Annotated in this window: 18 protein-coding genes; 16 read left to right on the top strand and 2 right to left on the bottom strand. The window is 58.2% G+C overall.

Going from position 1 to position 18,371, the window contains the following annotated elements:
- Positions 1-101: 101 nt before the first annotated feature.
- From dnaT to ACOTZC_RS07540, 13 genes are all read left to right on the top strand, one after another.
- Positions 102-647: a primosomal protein DnaT gene (dnaT, locus tag ACOTZC_RS07600; RefSeq protein WP_047173731.1), complete on the top strand. Its 546-nt coding sequence runs from the start codon at positions 102-104 to the stop codon at positions 645-647.
- Positions 644-1,381: a DNA replication protein DnaC gene (gene dnaC, locus ACOTZC_RS07595; protein WP_023310297.1), complete on the top strand. Its 738-nt coding sequence runs from the start codon at positions 644-646 to the stop codon at positions 1,379-1,381. The genes dnaT and dnaC overlap by 4 nt, the downstream gene beginning before the upstream one ends.
- A gap of 83 nt (positions 1,382-1,464) precedes the next feature.
- On the top strand, positions 1,465-1,947 hold the full coding sequence (locus ACOTZC_RS07590; protein WP_074400235.1) for a DUF2501 domain-containing protein: 483 nt from the start codon (positions 1,465-1,467) through the stop codon (positions 1,945-1,947).
- Positions 1,948-2,217: 270 nt separating this feature from the next.
- Entirely contained in the window at positions 2,218-4,509 is a 2,292-nt protein-coding gene (gene opgB / locus ACOTZC_RS07585) for a phosphatidylglycerol--membrane-oligosaccharide glycerophosphotransferase (protein ID WP_126303611.1), read from the top strand.
- A 180-nt stretch (positions 4,510-4,689) separates the two neighbouring features.
- Positions 4,690-5,328, top strand: a complete 639-nt coding sequence (locus ACOTZC_RS07580; protein WP_047173293.1) for an EAL domain-containing protein — start codon at positions 4,690-4,692, stop codon at positions 5,326-5,328.
- Entirely contained in the window at positions 5,325-5,867 is a 543-nt protein-coding gene (locus ACOTZC_RS07575; protein WP_047173292.1) for a helix-turn-helix transcriptional regulator, read from the top strand. The genes ACOTZC_RS07580 and ACOTZC_RS07575 overlap by 4 nt, the downstream gene beginning before the upstream one ends.
- Before the next feature lie 32 nt (positions 5,868-5,899).
- Positions 5,900-6,394, top strand: a complete 495-nt coding sequence (locus ACOTZC_RS07570) for a Csu type fimbrial protein (protein WP_109845625.1) — start codon at positions 5,900-5,902, stop codon at positions 6,392-6,394.
- 2 nt (positions 6,395-6,396) lie between these two features.
- Positions 6,397-7,173, top strand: coding sequence for a fimbrial biogenesis chaperone (locus ACOTZC_RS07565; protein ID WP_045400881.1), 777 nt, complete (start codon positions 6,397-6,399; stop codon positions 7,171-7,173).
- Positions 7,094-9,382, top strand: a complete 2,289-nt coding sequence (locus ACOTZC_RS07560) for a fimbria/pilus outer membrane usher protein (RefSeq protein WP_421635700.1) — start codon at positions 7,094-7,096, stop codon at positions 9,380-9,382. Before ACOTZC_RS07565 ends, ACOTZC_RS07560 begins: the two co-directional genes overlap by 80 nt.
- On the top strand, positions 9,373-10,338 hold the full coding sequence (locus ACOTZC_RS07555) for a Csu type fimbrial protein (RefSeq protein ID WP_248169302.1): 966 nt from the start codon (positions 9,373-9,375) through the stop codon (positions 10,336-10,338). Before ACOTZC_RS07560 ends, ACOTZC_RS07555 begins: the two co-directional genes overlap by 10 nt.
- Positions 10,339-10,464: 126 nt before the next feature.
- Positions 10,465-11,205: a winged helix-turn-helix domain-containing protein gene (locus ACOTZC_RS07550; RefSeq protein WP_126303617.1), complete on the top strand. Its 741-nt coding sequence runs from the start codon at positions 10,465-10,467 to the stop codon at positions 11,203-11,205.
- Between the two features lies 1 nt (position 11,206).
- Positions 11,207-11,680, top strand: coding sequence for a hypothetical protein (locus ACOTZC_RS07545; RefSeq protein ID WP_045355049.1), 474 nt, complete (start codon positions 11,207-11,209; stop codon positions 11,678-11,680).
- A 29-nt stretch (positions 11,681-11,709) separates the two neighbouring features.
- A complete protein-coding gene (locus tag ACOTZC_RS07540) occupies positions 11,710-12,216 on the top strand; it encodes a GNAT family N-acetyltransferase (RefSeq protein ID WP_248194142.1) in 507 nt (168 codons plus the stop codon).
- Between the two features lie 92 nt (positions 12,217-12,308).
- On the opposite strand, the gene tsr is transcribed toward ACOTZC_RS07540, so the two are convergent.
- Both tsr and hpaR read right to left on the bottom strand, forming a co-directional pair.
- Entirely contained in the window at positions 12,309-13,973 is a 1,665-nt protein-coding gene (gene tsr / locus ACOTZC_RS07535; RefSeq protein ID WP_163354366.1) for a methyl-accepting chemotaxis protein, read from the bottom strand.
- Between the two features lie 83 nt (positions 13,974-14,056).
- Positions 14,057-14,497 (bottom strand): homoprotocatechuate degradation operon regulator HpaR, encoded by a 441-nt coding sequence (hpaR, locus tag ACOTZC_RS07530; RefSeq protein WP_023334396.1) that lies wholly within the window; start codon positions 14,495-14,497, stop codon positions 14,057-14,059.
- A 271-nt stretch (positions 14,498-14,768) separates the two neighbouring features.
- Between hpaR and hpaG the strand changes: the two genes are divergently transcribed.
- From hpaG to hpaD, 3 genes are read left to right on the top strand one after another with little or no spacing between them, the layout of a single operon-like run.
- Positions 14,769-16,046: a 4-hydroxyphenylacetate degradation bifunctional isomerase/decarboxylase gene (hpaG, locus tag ACOTZC_RS07525; RefSeq protein ID WP_348595317.1), complete on the top strand. Its 1,278-nt coding sequence runs from the start codon at positions 14,769-14,771 to the stop codon at positions 16,044-16,046.
- Complete coding sequence (hpaE, locus tag ACOTZC_RS07520; protein ID WP_333032930.1) at positions 16,043-17,509, top strand: 5-carboxymethyl-2-hydroxymuconate semialdehyde dehydrogenase; 1,467 nt, start codon at positions 16,043-16,045, stop codon at positions 17,507-17,509. Before hpaG ends, hpaE begins: the two co-directional genes overlap by 4 nt.
- 2 nt (positions 17,510-17,511) lie before the next feature.
- Positions 17,512-18,363 (top strand): 3,4-dihydroxyphenylacetate 2,3-dioxygenase, encoded by an 852-nt coding sequence (gene hpaD / locus ACOTZC_RS07515; RefSeq protein ID WP_045355043.1) that lies wholly within the window; start codon positions 17,512-17,514, stop codon positions 18,361-18,363.
- The last annotated feature ends 8 nt before the right edge of the window (positions 18,364-18,371 follow it).

Below are 18,371 nucleotides of genomic sequence, written 5' to 3'. Positions count from 1 at the left end.
GGTAAGCGCAGCGCCACCGGGGAAATCCCCTCCTTCCCTTTCCTCTCTCTGTGCTACCATAAGCCCATATCACGCCCGTAGTAATCAGTAGAGTAAGCGTTATGTCCTCCAGAATTCTGACCACCAGCATTGCTGGCATTGATGCCTTTATGCGCGACCCACGCGGTGTGTTGACCCATGCCGAAGGCGGCACGGTTGCGGTTTTTGCCGACAACGCGCCGGCGTTCTACGCAATCACGCCGGAACGCCTGGCGCAGCTTCTGGAGATTGAAGCGCAACTGTCACGCCCGGCGAGCGATATCACGCTGGATAACCAGTTCTTTGATGAACCGGTTAACGTCCCCGTGACCGTTCCGATGGGGAAATTTGCCCTGTACGCGGGCTGGCAGCCGGATGCGGATTTTCAGCGGCAGGCCGCGCTGTGGGGCATTGCGCTAACCCAGCCGGCCACCGCGGAAGAGCTCGCCGCGTTTACCGCCTGGTGGCAGGCGGAAGGGAAAGTCTTCACCCATATTCAATGGCAGCAAAAGCTCGCGCGTCATCTTCAAATTACCCGCGCCGGCAACAACGGCCAGCCCAAACGCGATATCAACGCGTTTTCCGAACCGGATAAACAGATCCCCAACGGATTCCGAGGTGCGAAATGAAGAACGTCGGCGACCTGATGAAACGTCTGCAAAAAATGATGCCTGCCAACGTGAAGCCCGCGTTTACCACGGGTGAAGAGCTTCTGGCGTGGCAAAAAGAGCAAGGTGAGATCCGCGCCGCCGCGCTCGCCAGGGAGAACCGGGCGATGAAAATGCAGCGCACCTTTAACCGTTCCGGTATCCGTCCCCTGCACCAGAACTGCTCGTTCGATAACTATAAAATCGAGACCAGCGGGCAGATGAACGCCCTTGCCGCCGCCCGTCAGTACGTGGATGAATTCGACGGCAATATCGCCAGCTTCATCTTTAGCGGCAAGCCGGGCACCGGAAAAAACCACCTTGCAGCCGCTATCTGCAACGAGCTGCTTCTGCGGGGTAAATCGGTTCTTATCATCACCGTGGCCGATATCATGTCCGCGATGAAAGATACCTTCAGCAACCGCGAAACCAGCGAAGAGCAATTGCTCAACGATCTGAGCAATGTTGATTTACTGGTCATCGACGAGATTGGCGTTCAGACAGAATCCCGCTATGAAAAAGTGATCATCAACCAGATTGTCGACCGCCGCTCCTCGTCCAAGCGCCCCACCGGCATGCTGACGAACCACAATATCGACGAGATGACCCGCTTACTGGGTGAACGCGTCATGGACCGCATGAAGCTGGGTAATAGTCTTTATGTCATCTTCGACTGGGAAAGTTACCGCAGCCGCGTTACCGGCAAAGAGTATTAAGACAGTTCCAGGAATCGCCGCCAGGGCATAGGTATATACTGGAACCCCTTCGGCCCAAAACGGACCTTTTTGAGAGAGCCATGATGAAAAAACAGATTCTAATCAGCACCTTTTTAGGCGCTCTGCTGATGACCGGCGCAGCGGAAGCGGCGTCCTGGCAGGAGTCCCTGTCAAGCGCGGCAAATGAGCTGACCAAAGAGAGCAGCAGCTCTCAGGGTGGACTCTCCGCCTCTTCCCTCACCAGCCTGCTGGGCAGCAGCTCTCAGAGCCTCAGCGCGGGCACGATGAACAACGCGGCGGGGATTCTGGAATATTGCGCAAAGCAAAAGCTGGCCTCCGTAACCGACGCGCAAAACGTGAAAAATCAGGTGCTGGGTAAACTGGGTCTGGATACCCAGGAGCAGAAAGCGGACACCAACTATATGGACGGCATTCAGGGCCTGCTTAACGCGCAAAACGGGCAGCAGCTAAACCTGAGCACCCTCGGCAACTCTTCTCTGGCAAAACAGGTGAAAACCAAAGCCTGCGATCTGGTGCTGAAACAAGGCCTTAATTTCATCTCCTGATCCATCCCTTTTTCTGCCACAACACGCCGCGTTTAATGCGATAGTCTTGCAACGCGGCGCTAAACGAGCGTTTTTCCTGGTTGCCACCGTCTCAGCGTCCGGTTGTCAGGATGCGACCTTCTTCATAAAAACGATTTTCTAAACCAAATCCTAACAACAGCACACTTTCGTGACACTAAAATTGCAGCTTAACGACATCGCAATTACATTGTATGACCCAAAAAATAAACAGTTAGCCAGCGAAGCACCTGGCGTCATGAGGATATGCTGTTGTCAGAATTCATGTCTCTTATCCTTTTTCTAGCTTCTGTCGGCGTTTACGCCTGGAAAGCCGGCCGTCACACCTGGTGGTTTATCGCCACGCTGGTAGTACTCGGCATTTTTATTATTTTAAACATTACCTTATACGCCAGCGACTATTTTACCGGTGACGGTATTAACGATGCGGTGCTCTACACGCTGACGAACAGCCTGACGGGCGCGGGCGTGGGCAAATACATTCTTCCGGGGCTAGGCCTTATCGCCGCGCTGGTGACGATTTTTGGCGCGCTGGCCTGGGTGCTGCGCCGACGTCGCCATCACCCGCACCATCATGGCTATAGCCTGCTGGCGTTGTTCCTGGCGCTGGCCTCCGTCGACGCCAGCCCGGCGTTCCATCAGATCACCGAGCTGGTGAAATCCCAGTCTCGCGACGGCGATCCGGATTTCGCGGCTTACTACAAAGAACCGTCCAAAACGATCGCCAGCCCGAAGCTCAATCTGGTCTACATCTACGGTGAAAGCCTGGAGCGCACGTACTTTGATAACGATGCCTTCCCCAACCTGACGCCGGACCTGGGCGCGCTGAAAAATGAAGGTCTCGATTTCAGCCACACCATGCAGCTGCCCGGCACGGATTATACGATTGCCGGTATGGTTGCCTCCCAGTGCGGTATCCCGCTGTTCGCGCCTTTTGAAGGTAACGCCTCAGCCTCAATGTCGACGTTCTTCCCACAGAATATTTGCCTCGGCGATATCCTGAAAAACTCCGGCTACGAAAACTATTTTGTGCAGGGGGCAAACCTGCGCTTTGCCGGAAAAGACGTGTTCCTGAAATCCCACGGTTTTGACCACCTGTATGGCTCAGAAGAGTTAAAAACGACGGTTGCCGATCCGAGCTACCGCAACGACTGGGGCTTCTATGACGATACGGTACTCGACGAAACCTGGAAGAAATTCGAGGAGCTTTCCCGCGCGGGCAAGCGTTTCTCCCTCTTTGCGCTGACGGTGGATACCCACCATCCGGACGGGTTCGTCTCGCGCAGCTGCAAACGCAAAAGCTACGACGTGGACGGCAAAAACAACAAGTCCTTCAGCGCCGTCACCTGCAGTCAGGAGCACATTGCCGCGCTGGTCGAGAAAATCAAAGCCTCGCCCTGGTTTAAAAATACTGTCATCGTCGTTTCGTCTGACCATCTGGCGATGAAAAACAGCGCCTGGGATCGGCTCAACAAGCAGGACCGCAGCAACCTGTTCTTTGTCCTGCGCGGCGACCAGCCGCAGCAGGAGGTAATTGCCACCAAACGCAACTCCATGGATAACGGCGCAACCGTGCTGGACATTCTGGGCGGCGACAACTTTATTGGCCTGGGCCGCAGCACGCTGTCGGGACAATCCCTGTCGGAAGTGTTCCTCAACATGAAGGATAAAATCCTCGCCTGGAAGCCAGACATTATCCGCCTGTGGAACTTCCCGAAAGAGATGAAAGACTTCACCGTCGATCGGGATAAAAACACGATTGCCTTCTCGGGCAGCAGCTTCCGTCTGCCGCTGCTGGTGCGCGTGTCGGAGGGTCGCGTCGAGCCGCTGCCGGAAAGCGAGTACTCCGCGCCGCTGCGCTATCAGCTGGCCGATTTTGCGCCACGCGATAATTTTGTCTGGGTCGACAGGTGTTACAAAATGGGCCAGCTCTGGTCGCAGCCGCTGGCGCTTTCTACCGACTGGTGCGTCTCTCAGGGTCAGCTCGGCGGGGAGCAAACCGTGCAGCACGTGGATAAAGCCCAGTGGAAAGGCAAAACCGCGTTCAACGATACGGTGATTGATACCGCGCGCTATCAGCACAACATCGACATGCTTAAAGTCAGCGATAACGATATTCGCTACAAAGCGGACAGCTTTATCTTTAACGTGGCCGGCGCGCCCGAGGAAGTGAAGCAGTTTAGCGGCATCTCGCGTCCGGAGTCGTGGGGGCGCTGGTCCAACGCGCAGCTGGGCAACGAGGTGAAAATTGAGTACGCCCATCCCCTGCCGGAACAGTTCGACCTGGTGATCACCGCCAGAGCGTATGGCCCTAACGCTAACAAGCCCGTACCCGTGCGCGTGGGCGATCGGGAGCAGACGCTGACGCTCGGGAACGACGTGAGCACGCAGACGCTGCATTTTGAGAATCCTTCGCGCAGCAATACCCTGGTGATCGTGCCGCCGGACCCGCAGTCCACGAACGAGGGGAATATCCTTGGGCACTCACCGCGCGAGCTCGGGATCGGCATGGTTGAAATCAAAATCGTCAGCAAAGCGGGTTAACACGCGTCGCGCCCGGCGTGCTGCCGGGCGCTTATGAAAATAAATAATCCTATATCAGGCTTATAAATTAGATAAAAACACTTTATATAAGCCATTTTTATCTATAAATATCCCGCAAAAATACAAATCAATAAAATGTGCGACTCCTGAAATCACAACGGAGCGTTACGCACTTTTATCATGCTAACCGGCTATAAGTTCGAATCCATCCGGGCACTGCGCAGTGAAAATGTGATTGCCTGGGAGGTATTGTCTACGGCAAAGCCCCACGTCAATCTTGAAGATTACTTTAGCTCGATGCCCGCGACGCAGCGTAAAGCGCACTTCTTTGCGCAGCTTCGTCATGCCATGTTTTGCAAGGATGGCGACAAGTATTATCTCAATGCGACATCGGATTTACTGCTGGAAACGGACTTCCTCGACAGGCTAAAAGAAGAGACACCCTGCCCGGAGAGACTTGCTATCGAGGTCACCGATCTCCATACGATGGTCCAGCTTGAGGATACGCAAAGCCAGGTGCTGCGGAAATGCATCGCGACGCTCCATCAGTGGGGGATAGAAGTGTGGGCAGACGATGTCTGCGAAGACCTTCTTCCCGATCTTCTGACCAGCCAGATCCGCTTCTGCGGCATCAAAATTGACAAACATACCTTCTGGAACGGGCGGATCGAGCAGGCAAAGTTTCTGCATCTCACCCGCCAGTGCAAGCGCGTCGCCAGCAAGGTGCTGATCGAAGGCATCGAAACCGCGGGTGATTTCGCGCTGGCCCGCGCCAGCGCGGCCGATTACGGCCAGGGCTATCTGTGGGGTAGAAAATGACCCCTTTCATTCCGAATGCTGGTTATCAGGTTATCGTTCTGAGCGGGAATACGTTTTTATGGCTTGGCCTCACTTCGATGATCTCGACGGCCGTTACCCCTCGCCCGGAGATGTATTGGATCCATGACGTTAATCCTGAAGGGCTTTTGCACCTGCAGGAACGGCTGCTTAATACACACGCTGGAGAGAACTGGCTGGTATTTACGGATGCCGCGCGGGTCTGCGACGTTCACGCCTGCCTGCGCAACGAGCGGGTCCGAGTGGTCGCGGACAACCTCTCGTTTGCGCAGCTAAGCCACTGTTTTAGCGACACGACATTCGCCATCGAAAACGCCGCCACGCTCTCGCATCAGGAGAGGCGGGTTTGCATGTTGCTCCATAAAGGATTCAGTCCGGTTCGCATCGCAAAAATCATGAATAAGTCCCCTAAAACGATCTACACCCACAAGCGTAACGCGATGAACAAATTTTGTTGTCACAGCCTGGCGGAATTCCATCGAAAACTCTGCCTGCTGGACGCTCAGTCATTCGCTTTGTAATTGCACTGTTACTCACGTCAGGAAATAAGATCATGAAAATTATTCCCACCCTTGTAAGTTGTTCCGTTCTCCTGCTTCCTGCTGCTGCGATCGCCGCAGACAGTACCGCAAGCGCGACGATGCACGTATCACTTGAGGTCGTGAAGTCGTGCACCCTTAAAGCCAACGACCTCAACTTCTCGCGTCACGGCTCCGATGAGTCGAGCGAAATCCAGGCCAAAACGCAGGTCGATATCGTCTGTACCAACGGCACGCCTTTCACCCTTACAGCCACCAGCAACGACGGCGAAAACGGTACCTTCTGGCTGAAGCCGGAAAACGGCGAAACGGGCGCGCAGAAGATTGCGTGGAAACTCTTTGCCGACGAAGGCAAACAGACGCAAATCACCGGCACGAATGGCCTGGACGATACCGGCAACGGTGCGGAACAGGAGGAAACGCTGTATGGCGTCATTGACGCCGGGGCGCTGACAACCGCCCAGGCAGGTACCTACAGCGACGATATCACGTTAAAACTGGAGTACTGATCGTGCGTCGCTACCTTCCCTGCTTCATTCTGTGGCTCATGATGCTGGCGCTGCTGTCGCGCTACGCGCTGGCCGCCACGCTTCAGGTGGCCCCGGTAACGCTCGACCTGCAGAGCAATCAGCGGGCAGCGGCGGTCTATCTCACTAACAGTGGGAAAGCGGCCATCCATGCGCAGATTCGGGTGTACGAATGGACGCAAAAAAACGGTAAAGATGTTCTGGTGGCCACCGAGGAGGTGGTCAGCAGCCCGGCGATGACATCACTGGCGCCGGGCCAGCAGCAGCTGGTGCGCATTATCGTCATGCAGCCTGGCGTCCGTGCACAGGAGCAAAGTTACCGGCTGGTCATTGACGAGCTGCCGGACGCCACGTCCCGTGCCGCCAATCCCAACGCGGTGCACTTCCTGCTGCGCTACTCGATTCCGGTGTTTATTGCCGGGAACCAGGACGCGCCAGCCAGCCACGATGCACTGAGCTGTGAGCAGGCAGAAATGCCGGCCACCCTCCGCTGCTTTAACGCCGGAAACCGCCACATCCGCCTGAGCCACCTTGAGGCCCTGACGGCCGATGGGCAGGTTGTAGGGTCGATTAAAGGCCTGGCGGGCTATGTGCTCCCGGGACAAACCGCCCTTTTACCGCTTAAGCAGGCTTCACGACACGCGCTCAGCACGCTACGCGTCTATCTCAATGATGACCACCATGCCAGCCAGATACCCTTGCGCCCGCTCGCTTCTCGCGCTCCTGTTTTGGGTACCGCTCATGCTGTCAGCCCGGACTGAACCCGCCAACACCGTGCAATGGCTGGCGATTACCGTGAACCACGCTCCGCGAGGAGAGCTTTGGGCCTGCCGGGTGGTGGATAATGCGCTATGGATAAGCCGCAGCGACATGAAAAAGCTGGGGCTTCACGCCCCGGACGATGGCGCCGGGTGGGTTGAACTGACGTCCCTGCCGGGCCTGAAGGTCAATGTCGACGTGCTGTCCCAGCAGGTGTCGATTACCGCAGAGGCAGAGGCGTTCGAGGGCCAGCAGCATCTGACCGTCACAAAGCCCACGCCGCTGTTTCGCTATCCTGATGCGCAGCCCGTCAACGCTTACACGCTCGGATACGCGCTCTACGCCAGCGACGCGCAGGGGAAACGCCAGCTTAATGCCCAGACCATACTGACCGCGTCCGTAGGGTTACCCGGAACGTTCAGCAGCAGTTTTTCAAGCCATGCCGGGGAGGAAAACAGCGCCGGTCGGCCTACCCACACCCGTCTCGAAACCCGCTGGCAGTGGGATAATACCGACTCGCTGACCACGCTGGCGCTGGGCGACAGCATCACCACCGGCACCCGCTGGAGCCGGCAGGTACGCTTTGGCGGTCTGCACTGGGCACGTAATTTTGAGCTCAATCCCCAGCTCAATACCGAACCGCGCAGCCGCTACAGCGACACGGCCGTGCTGCCTTCCACGGTCGATCTGTATATCGACGGCCTTAAGCAGAGCAGCCAGCGCGTCACGCCGGGAGACTTTCTGCTGGATACCCTGCCCTCCTTCACCGGCAGCGGGCAGGCGGAGGTGGTCATTACCGATATCAACGGCCAGCGTCGCGCCGTACAGCTCGATCTCTACGGCGCGCCGGGCATGCTGGCGGAAGGGCTCAGCAGCGGCTCGCTGGACATCGGCTGGATGCGGGAAAACTACGCCCTGTATTCCGACGACTATGCCGCCTCGCCTCTGCTGGACGCGGGCTGGCGCTATGGGGTTAATAATCACCTGACGCTGGCACTGCATACGGAGCAGCAGCGCAGGCTGCGCAACGTGGGTATGGGCACTGACTGGCTGGTCTCTCCCGCCGTAGGGGTGGTCAGCCAGCACGTTGCCGTGAGCGACAGCCCTTACGGCCAGGGCGTTCAGTGGGGCCTCGGCTGGCAGTGGAACGGCAGAGGAACGGGCATTTCAGCCAGCACCGTCCGTACCGGGGCGGATTTCGCCGACAACGCCCGCATGAGCGGTGCCGCGCCCGTCAGACGCAGCGACAGCGTTTGGGTAAGCCACTCCGTCCCCCACTTCGGCGCCGTGGGCGCGGGCTGGGTACAGCAAAACATGCAGGGCAGCACACAGCGCTACCTCAACGCCTCCTGGTCGCTGTCGCTGCCGGCACACATCTCCACCACGCTGAGCTATACCCGCTCGTTTACGGATTCATCGAGTCACGTTCAGCTGCTGTTTTCCGTCCCATTGGGTCGCGAGGACACGCTCTCCGTCCAGGACAGCCGGGATAAACCGCGCATGGATTACCGCCACCAGCCGGACGATGAGGCCGGCGGCTGGTCATGGGAGCTGGGCCAGGGCTTTGGCGAACGACGTGAAAGATATGCGGACGTAGGCTATCTGGGCCGGGCGGGCGAATGGCACGTTGGGCTGCAGCAAAGTGCTCACCAGGGCAACCAGTACGCCTCAGCCGAAGGTAGCCTGACGCTGCTGGACGGCAGCCTGCACGCGCTGCGCTACATCCAGCAGGGCATGGCGCTGGTGTCCACGCACGGCATTGGGCACGTACCGGTGATGCTGGAAAACCGCCCGGCCGGTGAAACGGATAAGAACGGTTATCTCCTGCTGACCGACCTGCCGCGTTACCACAATAGCAAAGTCAGCATTAACCCGCTCGATTTGCCTGCCGACGTGATCGCACCCGTCACCGACATGCATGCCAGACTGGGCAACAGCAGCGCGGTAAAAGTCGATTTTAACGTCCATCACGCCGTCACGGTTCAGGCCCGGCTGGTCGACAGCCGCCGCAGGCCGCTCCCGCTGGGCAGCGTAGTTTCTACGCCGCAGGGCGCCACGATCGTGGGACGCGACGGCTTTATCTGGCTTGAAGATCCGCCCCTGCCGGGTGAACTGGTGGTGAAGACCGGTGAGGGAGAGTGCCGGGTCACGCTTCCGGCGCCGCGTACCGCGTCATCAATACAGAATATCGGAGAACAACTGTGTCATTAAGAGCGCCATTATTATTGCTGCTCGTCCTGTCCGTGAAGGCGATGGCGGCAGCCTGCTGGATAACCTCCACGCCCGCCATTAACTTTGGCAACGTCGTGGCGGGCAACACAACCTCCGTCAACACCGAGGTCAAATTTAGCTGCCAGGCCGACCAGGTCGACAACGAGGGCAGGATGGAATATATCAACGTCTGCCTGAGCAGCGTTGATGCACCGCCCTTTGAGATGATCTCGCAGGGGGATCAGGAGGGGAAACAGTACACCCTCCTCTTTCGCCTGCTTAACGGCGCAGCGCGCTCTCAGGAGCTGGCGCCTGCCAGCAACGGGAACCTGATCCAGCAGACCCTTGCCGCGAAAAGCAATGCCAACGTCAGCGGTATCTTTCCGCTTATCGCTACCATTCCGGCAGGGCAAAGCCAGCTCCCGGCATACCACTATTACAACTACAACATGAATCTGCGCATCGCCTGGCACAGCGCGGTGCGTCAGGATGCGCTGCAAAACTGCTCGGACGGTTCTGCTGAGGGAGAGCAGGTGCAGGGCGGCACCAGCGCGCAGGCCGAAATCAGCCAGGGATGCTACATCGAGCGCGTGACGCCGCTTAACTTCGGCACCCTGACCAGCACCGCTACCCTGCGCCCGACGCGATCCACCGCCACCGTCACCACGCGCTGTCCGGCCGGAATCGCGTTCACCCTTGCCATGGACAAAGGTAACCATGCCAGCGGTAATCAGCGACAGCTCTGCAACAGCGAGGGCCAGTGCCTGCGCTACGGGCTCTGGCAGGATGAGGCGGCCACGCAACGCTGGGGGGATCAAAGCAGCGGTGATGCGCTGCAGGTCACCAACCCTGCAGGCGGCACCCAGAACTACACTATTTACGGCGAAGTCCCGGCACAGCCGCTAACCGGTACCGGGGAATTTATTGATGACGTGATTATCACGCTGACTTATTAAACCACCCAAAATCCTGTCTGGATCAATGTTATCGGTAACAGTGGCGTTAAAATAGCCAGCAGTGCTGCCCGGAAGGCGTAAGCCTTCTCTTTTTATTCGTTATCTCTGTTTTTATTACAAGAACTTATGAAATACCTGCTTGCTGACGCCATCGTCTATAACGACGAGGACGGTTTTGTTTCTCTTATCAATGCGCCGGATGAAGATGCGCAGCTCCTCACCTGTACGGCGAATACCATCCTGAGGCTGCTGGTTCAGCATCATGGGAACGTGGTCGAACGGGAAACCTTTCTTCAGGAAGTCTGGGATCGGCGAGGGCTCCAGGGGTCTAACAACTCCTTAAACCAGTACATCAGCATTCTGCGCAAAATGCTGGCGACTCTGCTTCCCGACGAGCTCTTTATCGTTACCGTACCGAAAACAGGCTTTATGCTCAGCGCAGACGTCACGGTCACCCCGCTTGAGGAGGCCCCGCCGACCGCGGAAACGGCGAAACCGGCAAGGCGCGTTCGCCCGGAATGGCTGTTCTGCGGCGCGCTCACGCTGGTAGTCGTTGCGCTATGCCTCTGGATCGCGCTCATCAAGCCAGAAAACTCGCAGCGGGAGATCCATCTGCTCACGCATATCGGCACCTGTCCGGTCTACACCTTTACGCCGCTGGCGGACGTTTTTCACGGGAAGGCGATTACGCTCGCGCAAACGCTTCAAAAGGACGGCCATCTTCCGTGCCTGAAAAATTCGATTTTCTACATGCACATTCAGAGAACGCTTTTCTACGGCCACGAAGGGCGGCTGGTGCTCTCCCAGTGTTCCCTCACGCGGGGTAAAGCCAGCGCCTGTCGTACGCTTTACTATTACGAGTGGTGATATGAGACACAAAAAAGTTTGGCTAATCCTGATCCTGAACCTGCTGCTGCTGGGCGCCGCGCTGGCCTGGTACTTCCACACGCCCCCGCTCTCGGTAGCCTGCGATGGAAACCTGACCTTCTCCGACAGGCGCGACAGCCACGATTTCACCTTTGACGGTGAGATCATTATGCGTTTTCATCCCGACAAAACGGGATACATCACGCTAAACGGCAGCGTGGTGAATGCCCCGCGCAGCTGGGAGGTTTCCCGCCAGGAGATGTTTAAATGGCGTCACGTGGAGGGCGAACTGTATGAGATCGCTATTCAAAAAGTGGAGCGTTTTAGCCACGATGCCATGCCGCCCGGGGTCTTTGAAAAGTACGTCGCGGGCCTGACGCTGGGCAATAAAAGGCTCCTGACGATAGAGCGCACGCCGGAAGACGCGCTGGTGATCAGCAATTTTTACTCGCCGGTGCTGATCTGCTCGGAATAATGCCGACGGGTCAGGCTATACTTCCCGCCATGAATATTCGCATTCGCCCCACTACACCTCACGACATTATCGCCCTGCCCGCCATTGAACGCGCGGCGGGCGAGCGCTTTCGTGAAAGCCCGGATCTCGCCTGGCTTGCCGACGGCGAGGTCATTTCCGCTGAGCAGCACCTTGAGTATGCCGAACGTGGGCTAAGCTGGCTGGCGCTGGCGAACGACCAGCCCGTCGGGTTTATCCTTGCCGAGGCCCATCCTTCATCACTGTTTATTGTCGAACTCTCGGTTGATCTGGACTGGCAGGGAAAAGGGATCGGCAGGCAGCTCATCGCCTGCGTGGCAGACCATGCCCGTAAAAGAGGGCTGACAGCGCTGACGTTGACGACGTTCAGGGACGTACCGTGGAATGCGCCGTTCTATGCGCGGCTGGGGTTTGAAAAAATGACGACGCTGACGCCTGAACTGCGTCAGAAAAGGGAAGAAGAGACAGCGCACGGTTTCGCCTTTGAAACGCGCTGCGCCATGCGCCTGCCTCTGTAATATCGCCCGGTGGCGCTGCGCTTACCGGGCCTACAAAACCCTGAACCGTAGGCCGGGTAAGGCGCAGCCGCCACCCGGCACAACGCACCGAGTTAGAACGTTTCCCAGTTATCGCCTGAATCGGCCGTCGCGGTTTTACGCGCCATCACCGGCGTGGAAACCGCTTTAGCCGCAGCGAACTCGCGCGCTTTCATCTGCTCCTGCTGAATGCGGAACACCGCCACGGCCTGAGTCAGACGGCTCGCCTGCTCTTCAAGAGCGGCCGCCGCTGCGGCAGATTCCTCAACCAGCGAGGCGTTCTGCTGGGTCACGCGATCCATCTCAGCTACCGCCAGACCCACCTGGTCGATACCGCGGCTCTGCTCGTCAGACGCAGAGGCGATTTCACCCATGATGTCCGTTACGCGGGTCACCGCGTTCACGATCTCACCCATGGTTTCACCGGCGCTTTCTACCAGCGTTGAGCCCACTTCCACGCGGCCCACGGAGTCTTCAATCAGGCTCTTGATCTCGCGCGCCGCCTGGGCGCTGCGCTGGGCCAGGTTACGTACTTCACCTGCCACCACCGCAAAACCACGACCCTGCTCGCCCGCACGCGCCGCTTCTACCGCCGCGTTCAGTGCCAGAATGTTGGTCTGGAAGGCGATGCCGTCGATCACGCTGATAATGTCGGCAATTTTCTGCGAACTGCCCGCGATATCACGCATGGTCTGCACCACGTTATCCACCACTTTGCCGCCTTTCTGCGCGGTTTCAGAGGCGCTCAGCGCAAGATGGCTCGCCTGACGGGCGTTTTCGGCGTTCTGCTTAACGGTCGCCGTCAGCTGCTCCATGCTGGCAGCGGTCTCTTCCAGGGAAGCGGCCTGCTGTTCAGTACGGGAAGAGAGGTCGTTATTGCCCATCGCGATTTCGCTCGCGCCGCTGTAGATCGCGTTCGCGCCGTTACGCACGTCGCCGACGGTACGCACCAGCTCACCCTGCATATGGCGCAGCGAGTCGGCCAGTTCACCCATCTCGTTGGTGCCTTGAACCTCAATGCGCTTCACCAGGTCGCCGCTGGCGATATGGCGAATGTTGTCGATCAGACGATTCAGCGGAGAGATCAGCGTCTGCTTGATGTTGAGCCAGACGGCCACGATCACCACCAGCACGGCAATCAGGACGCCGATCAGCACCCAGATAGCCTGGCTGAAGGAGCTGTTGCTGTCTTCGACCGCCGTCTGATACAGCTTGTCGTTCTGCTGCAGATAGCTCACATACTGCTTCTCAAAACCGTCCTGATAACTCTGGGTCGGCTGGTCGAAGAAGGCGTTGATTTTGCCGGCACCCAGCAGCTGAATCAGCTCCGCCAGCGCGCCGTGGTAAATATCATAGTTGCGCTTGATCTCCATGGCATCCGCATCGCTTTGACGCGGATCGCGCGGCAGGGCTTCGTAGGCAGCCCAGTTTTTTTCCGCCTGTTTCAGAGACGCAGACGCGATTTGCATCAAATCGTTAACGGTCGCGCCGCTGCCGATATTGCTCTGATCCATCATGTAGCGGATACCCGCACGGTTCAGGGTATTACGGGTTTGCAGCAACGCTACCCAGCTGGCGTTCAGCGTGGATTGTTGCTGGCGAATGGTTTGCAGGACGGTGAAATTCTCTTTGTCATTCTTAAGGGCATTAAAGAAAAGACCACCGGACGTGAGTTGTAAAAGGCCAAATATCGCTAAAACCAGCATTAAGCTGGTGACAATCTTGATACGGTTTAACATGTTTTCTCTTTCCTCAGACAGATACAGAATTTTCGGCCTGGAAAGGGAAAACTTTACGAAAATCATCCTGGAATTTGTGGTTTTTACTCTTCTTCCCGCGCTGCGTTATGCCGGTTTCCGAGTTCAATAAACTCTTCCAGCAGCGCCGTCAGCTGTTTCATCTTCTCCGGCGTGTATTCCGCCTCGATCTGCTGATACGCCTCTTCGACCTGTGCCTGGGCGTGTTCATACAGCGCATTCCCCTCTTTGGTTAGCGACACGTACAGCTTGCGCTGGTCGTTCACCGGCTTTAAGCGCAGCACCAGGCCGTCGCGCTCCATCCGCGTCAAAATGCCCGTCAGGCTCGGGCGCAGGATGCAGGTGCGAAACGCCAGATCGTGAAAATCCATCGACGGATGTTCAGCCAGCACGCGCACGATGCGCCACTGCTGCTCGGTCAGGTTATGGCGCTTCACGATCGGGCGGAAGTACGACATCGCCGCTTCCCGCGCCTGCAGCAGCGCGATGGTTAATGAATCATGCATAGCCTTTCCCCTTAACATCATTAACAAGTAAACAATCACTAAAAGATGTTTTTATAAACAACATGTTTTCCGTCAAAAAGTCTAACAGAAACCCAATAATTTTATTAACTTTTTGATTTTACTATAAACAAATCACAGAATGTAAATTTATTGTTATTCCCATCACAAATCTTTCACTTCTGATTGCGAAATAAACAGCAAAAGCATAAAACCAGATCATTAACATATTAATGAAATCACAACCCGGACCGCCGGGGTGAGGAGTATATGAATGAAAGGTACCGTTTTTGCAGTCGCCCTCAACCATCAAAGCCAGCGTGAAGCCTGGCGTGAGGCCTTTGAAAAAGCGCCCTACAACACGCCGCCGAAAACGGCGGTGTGGTTTATCAAGCCGCATAACACGGTGATTCGCGCGGGCGAGCCGATCCCCTTCCCTCACGGGGAAACGGTGCTGAGCGGTGCGACGGTGGCGCTGGTCGTGGGCAAAACCGCCAGCAAGGTGCGCCCGGAGGACGCCGCGGCGTACATCGCGGGATATGCGCTCGCCAACGAGGTGAGCCTGCCGGAAGAGAGCTTCTACCGCCCGGCCATCAAGGCCAAATGCCGGGACGGATTTTGCCCGCTCGGCGAGCTGGTCGCCGTTGGTAACGTGGATAACCTGACCATCATCACCGAGATCAACGGCCGCGAAGCGGACCACTGGAGCACGGCCGATCTTCAGCGTAACGCCGCCGAACTGCTGAGCGCCCTGAGCGAGTTCGCCACCCTCAATCCCGGCGATGCGATCCTGCTCGGCACCCCGCAAAGCCGCGTGGAGATCCGCCCGGGCGATCGCGTGCGTGTTCTGGCAGAAGGCTTTCCGCCGCTGGAAAACCCGGTGGTGGATGAACGCGACGTCGCTATCACGCACAGCACGCCGCCGCACGCCACGCTGTTTGCCCTCGGTCTGAACTATGCCGATCACGCCAGCGAGCTGGACTTTAAGCCGCCGACCGAGCCGCTGGTATTTATCAAAGCGCCAAACACCTTCAACGGCGACGGCCAGACGTCGGTGCGCCCGAACAATATCGAATACATGCATTACGAAGCGGAGCTGGTGGTGGTCATCGGTAAAACCGCGCGTAAGGTCAGCGAAGCCGAGGCGATGGACTATGTTGCGGGCTATACGGTCTGCAACGACTACGCCATCCGCGACTACCTGGAAAACTACTACCGCCCGAACCTGCGGGTAAAAAGCCGCGACGGGCTGACGCCCATTTCCCCCCACATCGTGCAGAAAGCGGCAATTCCCGATCCGCACAACCTCGCCCTGCGCACCTTCGTTAACGGCGAGCTGCGCCAGGAAGGCACCACCGCCGATCTCATTTTCAGCATCCCGTACCTGATCGCGTACCTGAGCGATTTTATGACCCTGCAGCCTGGCGACATGATCGCCACCGGCACGCCGAAGGGGTTGTCCGACGTGGTGCCGGGCGATGAGGTGGTGGTGGAAGTGGAGGGCGTGGGACGCCTGGTGAACCGAATTGTCAGCGAGGAGACTGCAAAATGAAAAAGATTAACCACTGGATCAACGGTAAAAACGTTACCGGAAGCGAGTACTTCCACACCACCAACCCGGCTTCCGGCGAGGTGCTGGCAGAAGTCGCCTCCGGCGGTGAAGCTGAAATTCACCAGGCCGTCGCCGCCGCCAAAGAGGCGTTCCCGAAATGGGCCAACCTGCCGATGAAGGAACGCGCGCGCCTGATGCGTCGTCTGGGCGACCTGATCGACCAGAACGTGCCCGAGATCGCCGCCATGGAAACCGCCGATACCGGCCTGCCGATCCACCAGACCAAAAACGTGCTGATTCCGCGCGCCTCGCACAACTTCGAGTTCTTCGCCGAGGTGTGCCAGCAGATGAACGGCAAAACCTACCCGGTCGACGACAAGATGCTCAACTACACCCTGGTGCAGCCGGTGGGCGTCTGCGCGCTGGTGTCGCCGTGGAACGTGCCTTTTATGACCGCCACCTGGAAGGTTGCGCCGTGCCTGGCACTCGGAAACACCGCGGTGCTGAAGATGTCTGAACTCTCCCCGCTGACCGCCGACCGTCTGGGCGAGCTGGCGCTGGAGGCGGGCATTCCGGCGGGCGTGCTCAACGTGGTGCAGGGCTACGGCGCGACGGCGGGCGACGCGCTGGTGCGCCATCACGACGTGCGCGCCGTCTCCTTCACCGGCGGCACCGCCACCGGGCGCAACATCATGAAAAACGCCGGGCTGAAGAAGTACTCCATGGAGCTGGGCGGCAAATCCCCGGTGCTAATTTTTGAAGACGCTGACATCGAGCGCGCGCTGGACGCCGCCCTGTTCACTATCTTCTCGATCAACGGCGAGCGCTGCACCGCGGGCTCGCGCATCTTCATCCAGCAGAGTATCTATCCGGAATTCGTGAAGCGATTTGCCGAGCGCGCCAACCGCCTGCGCGTAGGCGATCCGACCGATCCGAATACCCAGATTGGCGCGCTCATCAGCCAGCAGCACTGGGAGAAGGTTTCCGGCTACATCCGTCTCGGCATCGAAGAAGGGGCAACCCTGCTGGCGGGCGGCCCGGACAAACCGACCGATCTGCCTGCGCACCTGAAGGGCGGCAACTTCCTGCGCCCGACCGTGCTGGCGGACGTCGACAACCGCATGCGCGTGGCGCAGGAAGAAATCTTCGGGCCGGTGGCCTGCCTGCTGCCGTTTAAGGACGAAGCGGAAGGGCTGCGCCTGGCCAACGACGTGGAGTATGGCCTGGCGTCGTACATCTGGACCCAGGACGTCAGCAAGGTACTGCGCCTGGCACGGAATATCGAAGCGGGGATGGTGTTCGTCAACACCCAGAACGTGCGCGACCTGCGTCAGCCGTTTGGCGGCGTGAAGGCCTCCGGCACCGGCCGCGAGGGCGGGGAGTACAGCTTTGAAGTGTTCGCGGAGATGAAGAACGTCTGCATCTCCATGGGCGACCATCCGATTCCAAAGTGGGGGATCTGACCATGGGTAAATTAGCGCTAGCGGCAAAAATCACCCACGTGCCGTCGATGTACCTCTCCGAGCTGCCGGGGAAAAACCACGGCTGCCGCCAGTCGGCCATCGACGGGCATAAAGAAATCAGCAAGCGCTGCCGCGAGCTGGGCGTGGACACCATCATCGTGTTCGACACCCACTGGCTGGTGAACAGCGCGTACCACATCAACTGTGCGGACCATTTTGCGGGCGTCTACACCAGCAACGAGCTACCGCACTTTATCCGCGACATGACTTACGACTACGACGGCAACCCGGAACTCGGCCAGCTGATCGCCGACGAGGCGGTGAAGCTCGGCGTGCGCGCCAAAGCGCACAACATCCCGAGCCTCAAGCTGGAGTACGGCACGCTGGTGCCGATGCGCTACATGAACGCGGATAAACACTTCAAAGTAGTCTCCATCTCGGCGTTCTGCACGGTTCACGACTTCGCCGACAGCCGCAGGCTGGGCGAGGCCATCGTCAGCGCCATTGAGAAATACGACGGCACCGTGGCGGTGCTCGCCAGCGGCTCGCTATCGCACCGCTTTATCGACGACCAGCGCGCGGAGGAAGGGATGAACAGCTACACCCGCGAGTTCGACCGTCAGATGGACGAGCGCGTGGTGAAGCTGTGGCGCGAGGGGCAGTTCAAAGAATTCTGCAGCATGCTGCCGGAGTACGCCGACTACTGCTACGGCGAGGGCAACATGCACGACACGGTGATGCTGCTGGGGATGCTCGGCTGGGACCAGTACGACGGTAAGGTGGAGTTCCTCACCGAGCTGTTCGCCAGCTCCGGCACCGGCCAGGTTAACGCCGTTTTCCCGCTGCCCGCGTAAGGAGTCAC

Source organism: Enterobacter cloacae complex sp. SHL009 (assembly GCF_049237205.1).
GTDB lineage: Bacteria > Pseudomonadota > Gammaproteobacteria > Enterobacterales > Enterobacteriaceae > Enterobacter > Enterobacter cloacae_M.
The sequence above is the reverse complement of the archived record's forward strand: the minus strand, read 5'-3'. Positions and strand labels throughout refer to the sequence as shown.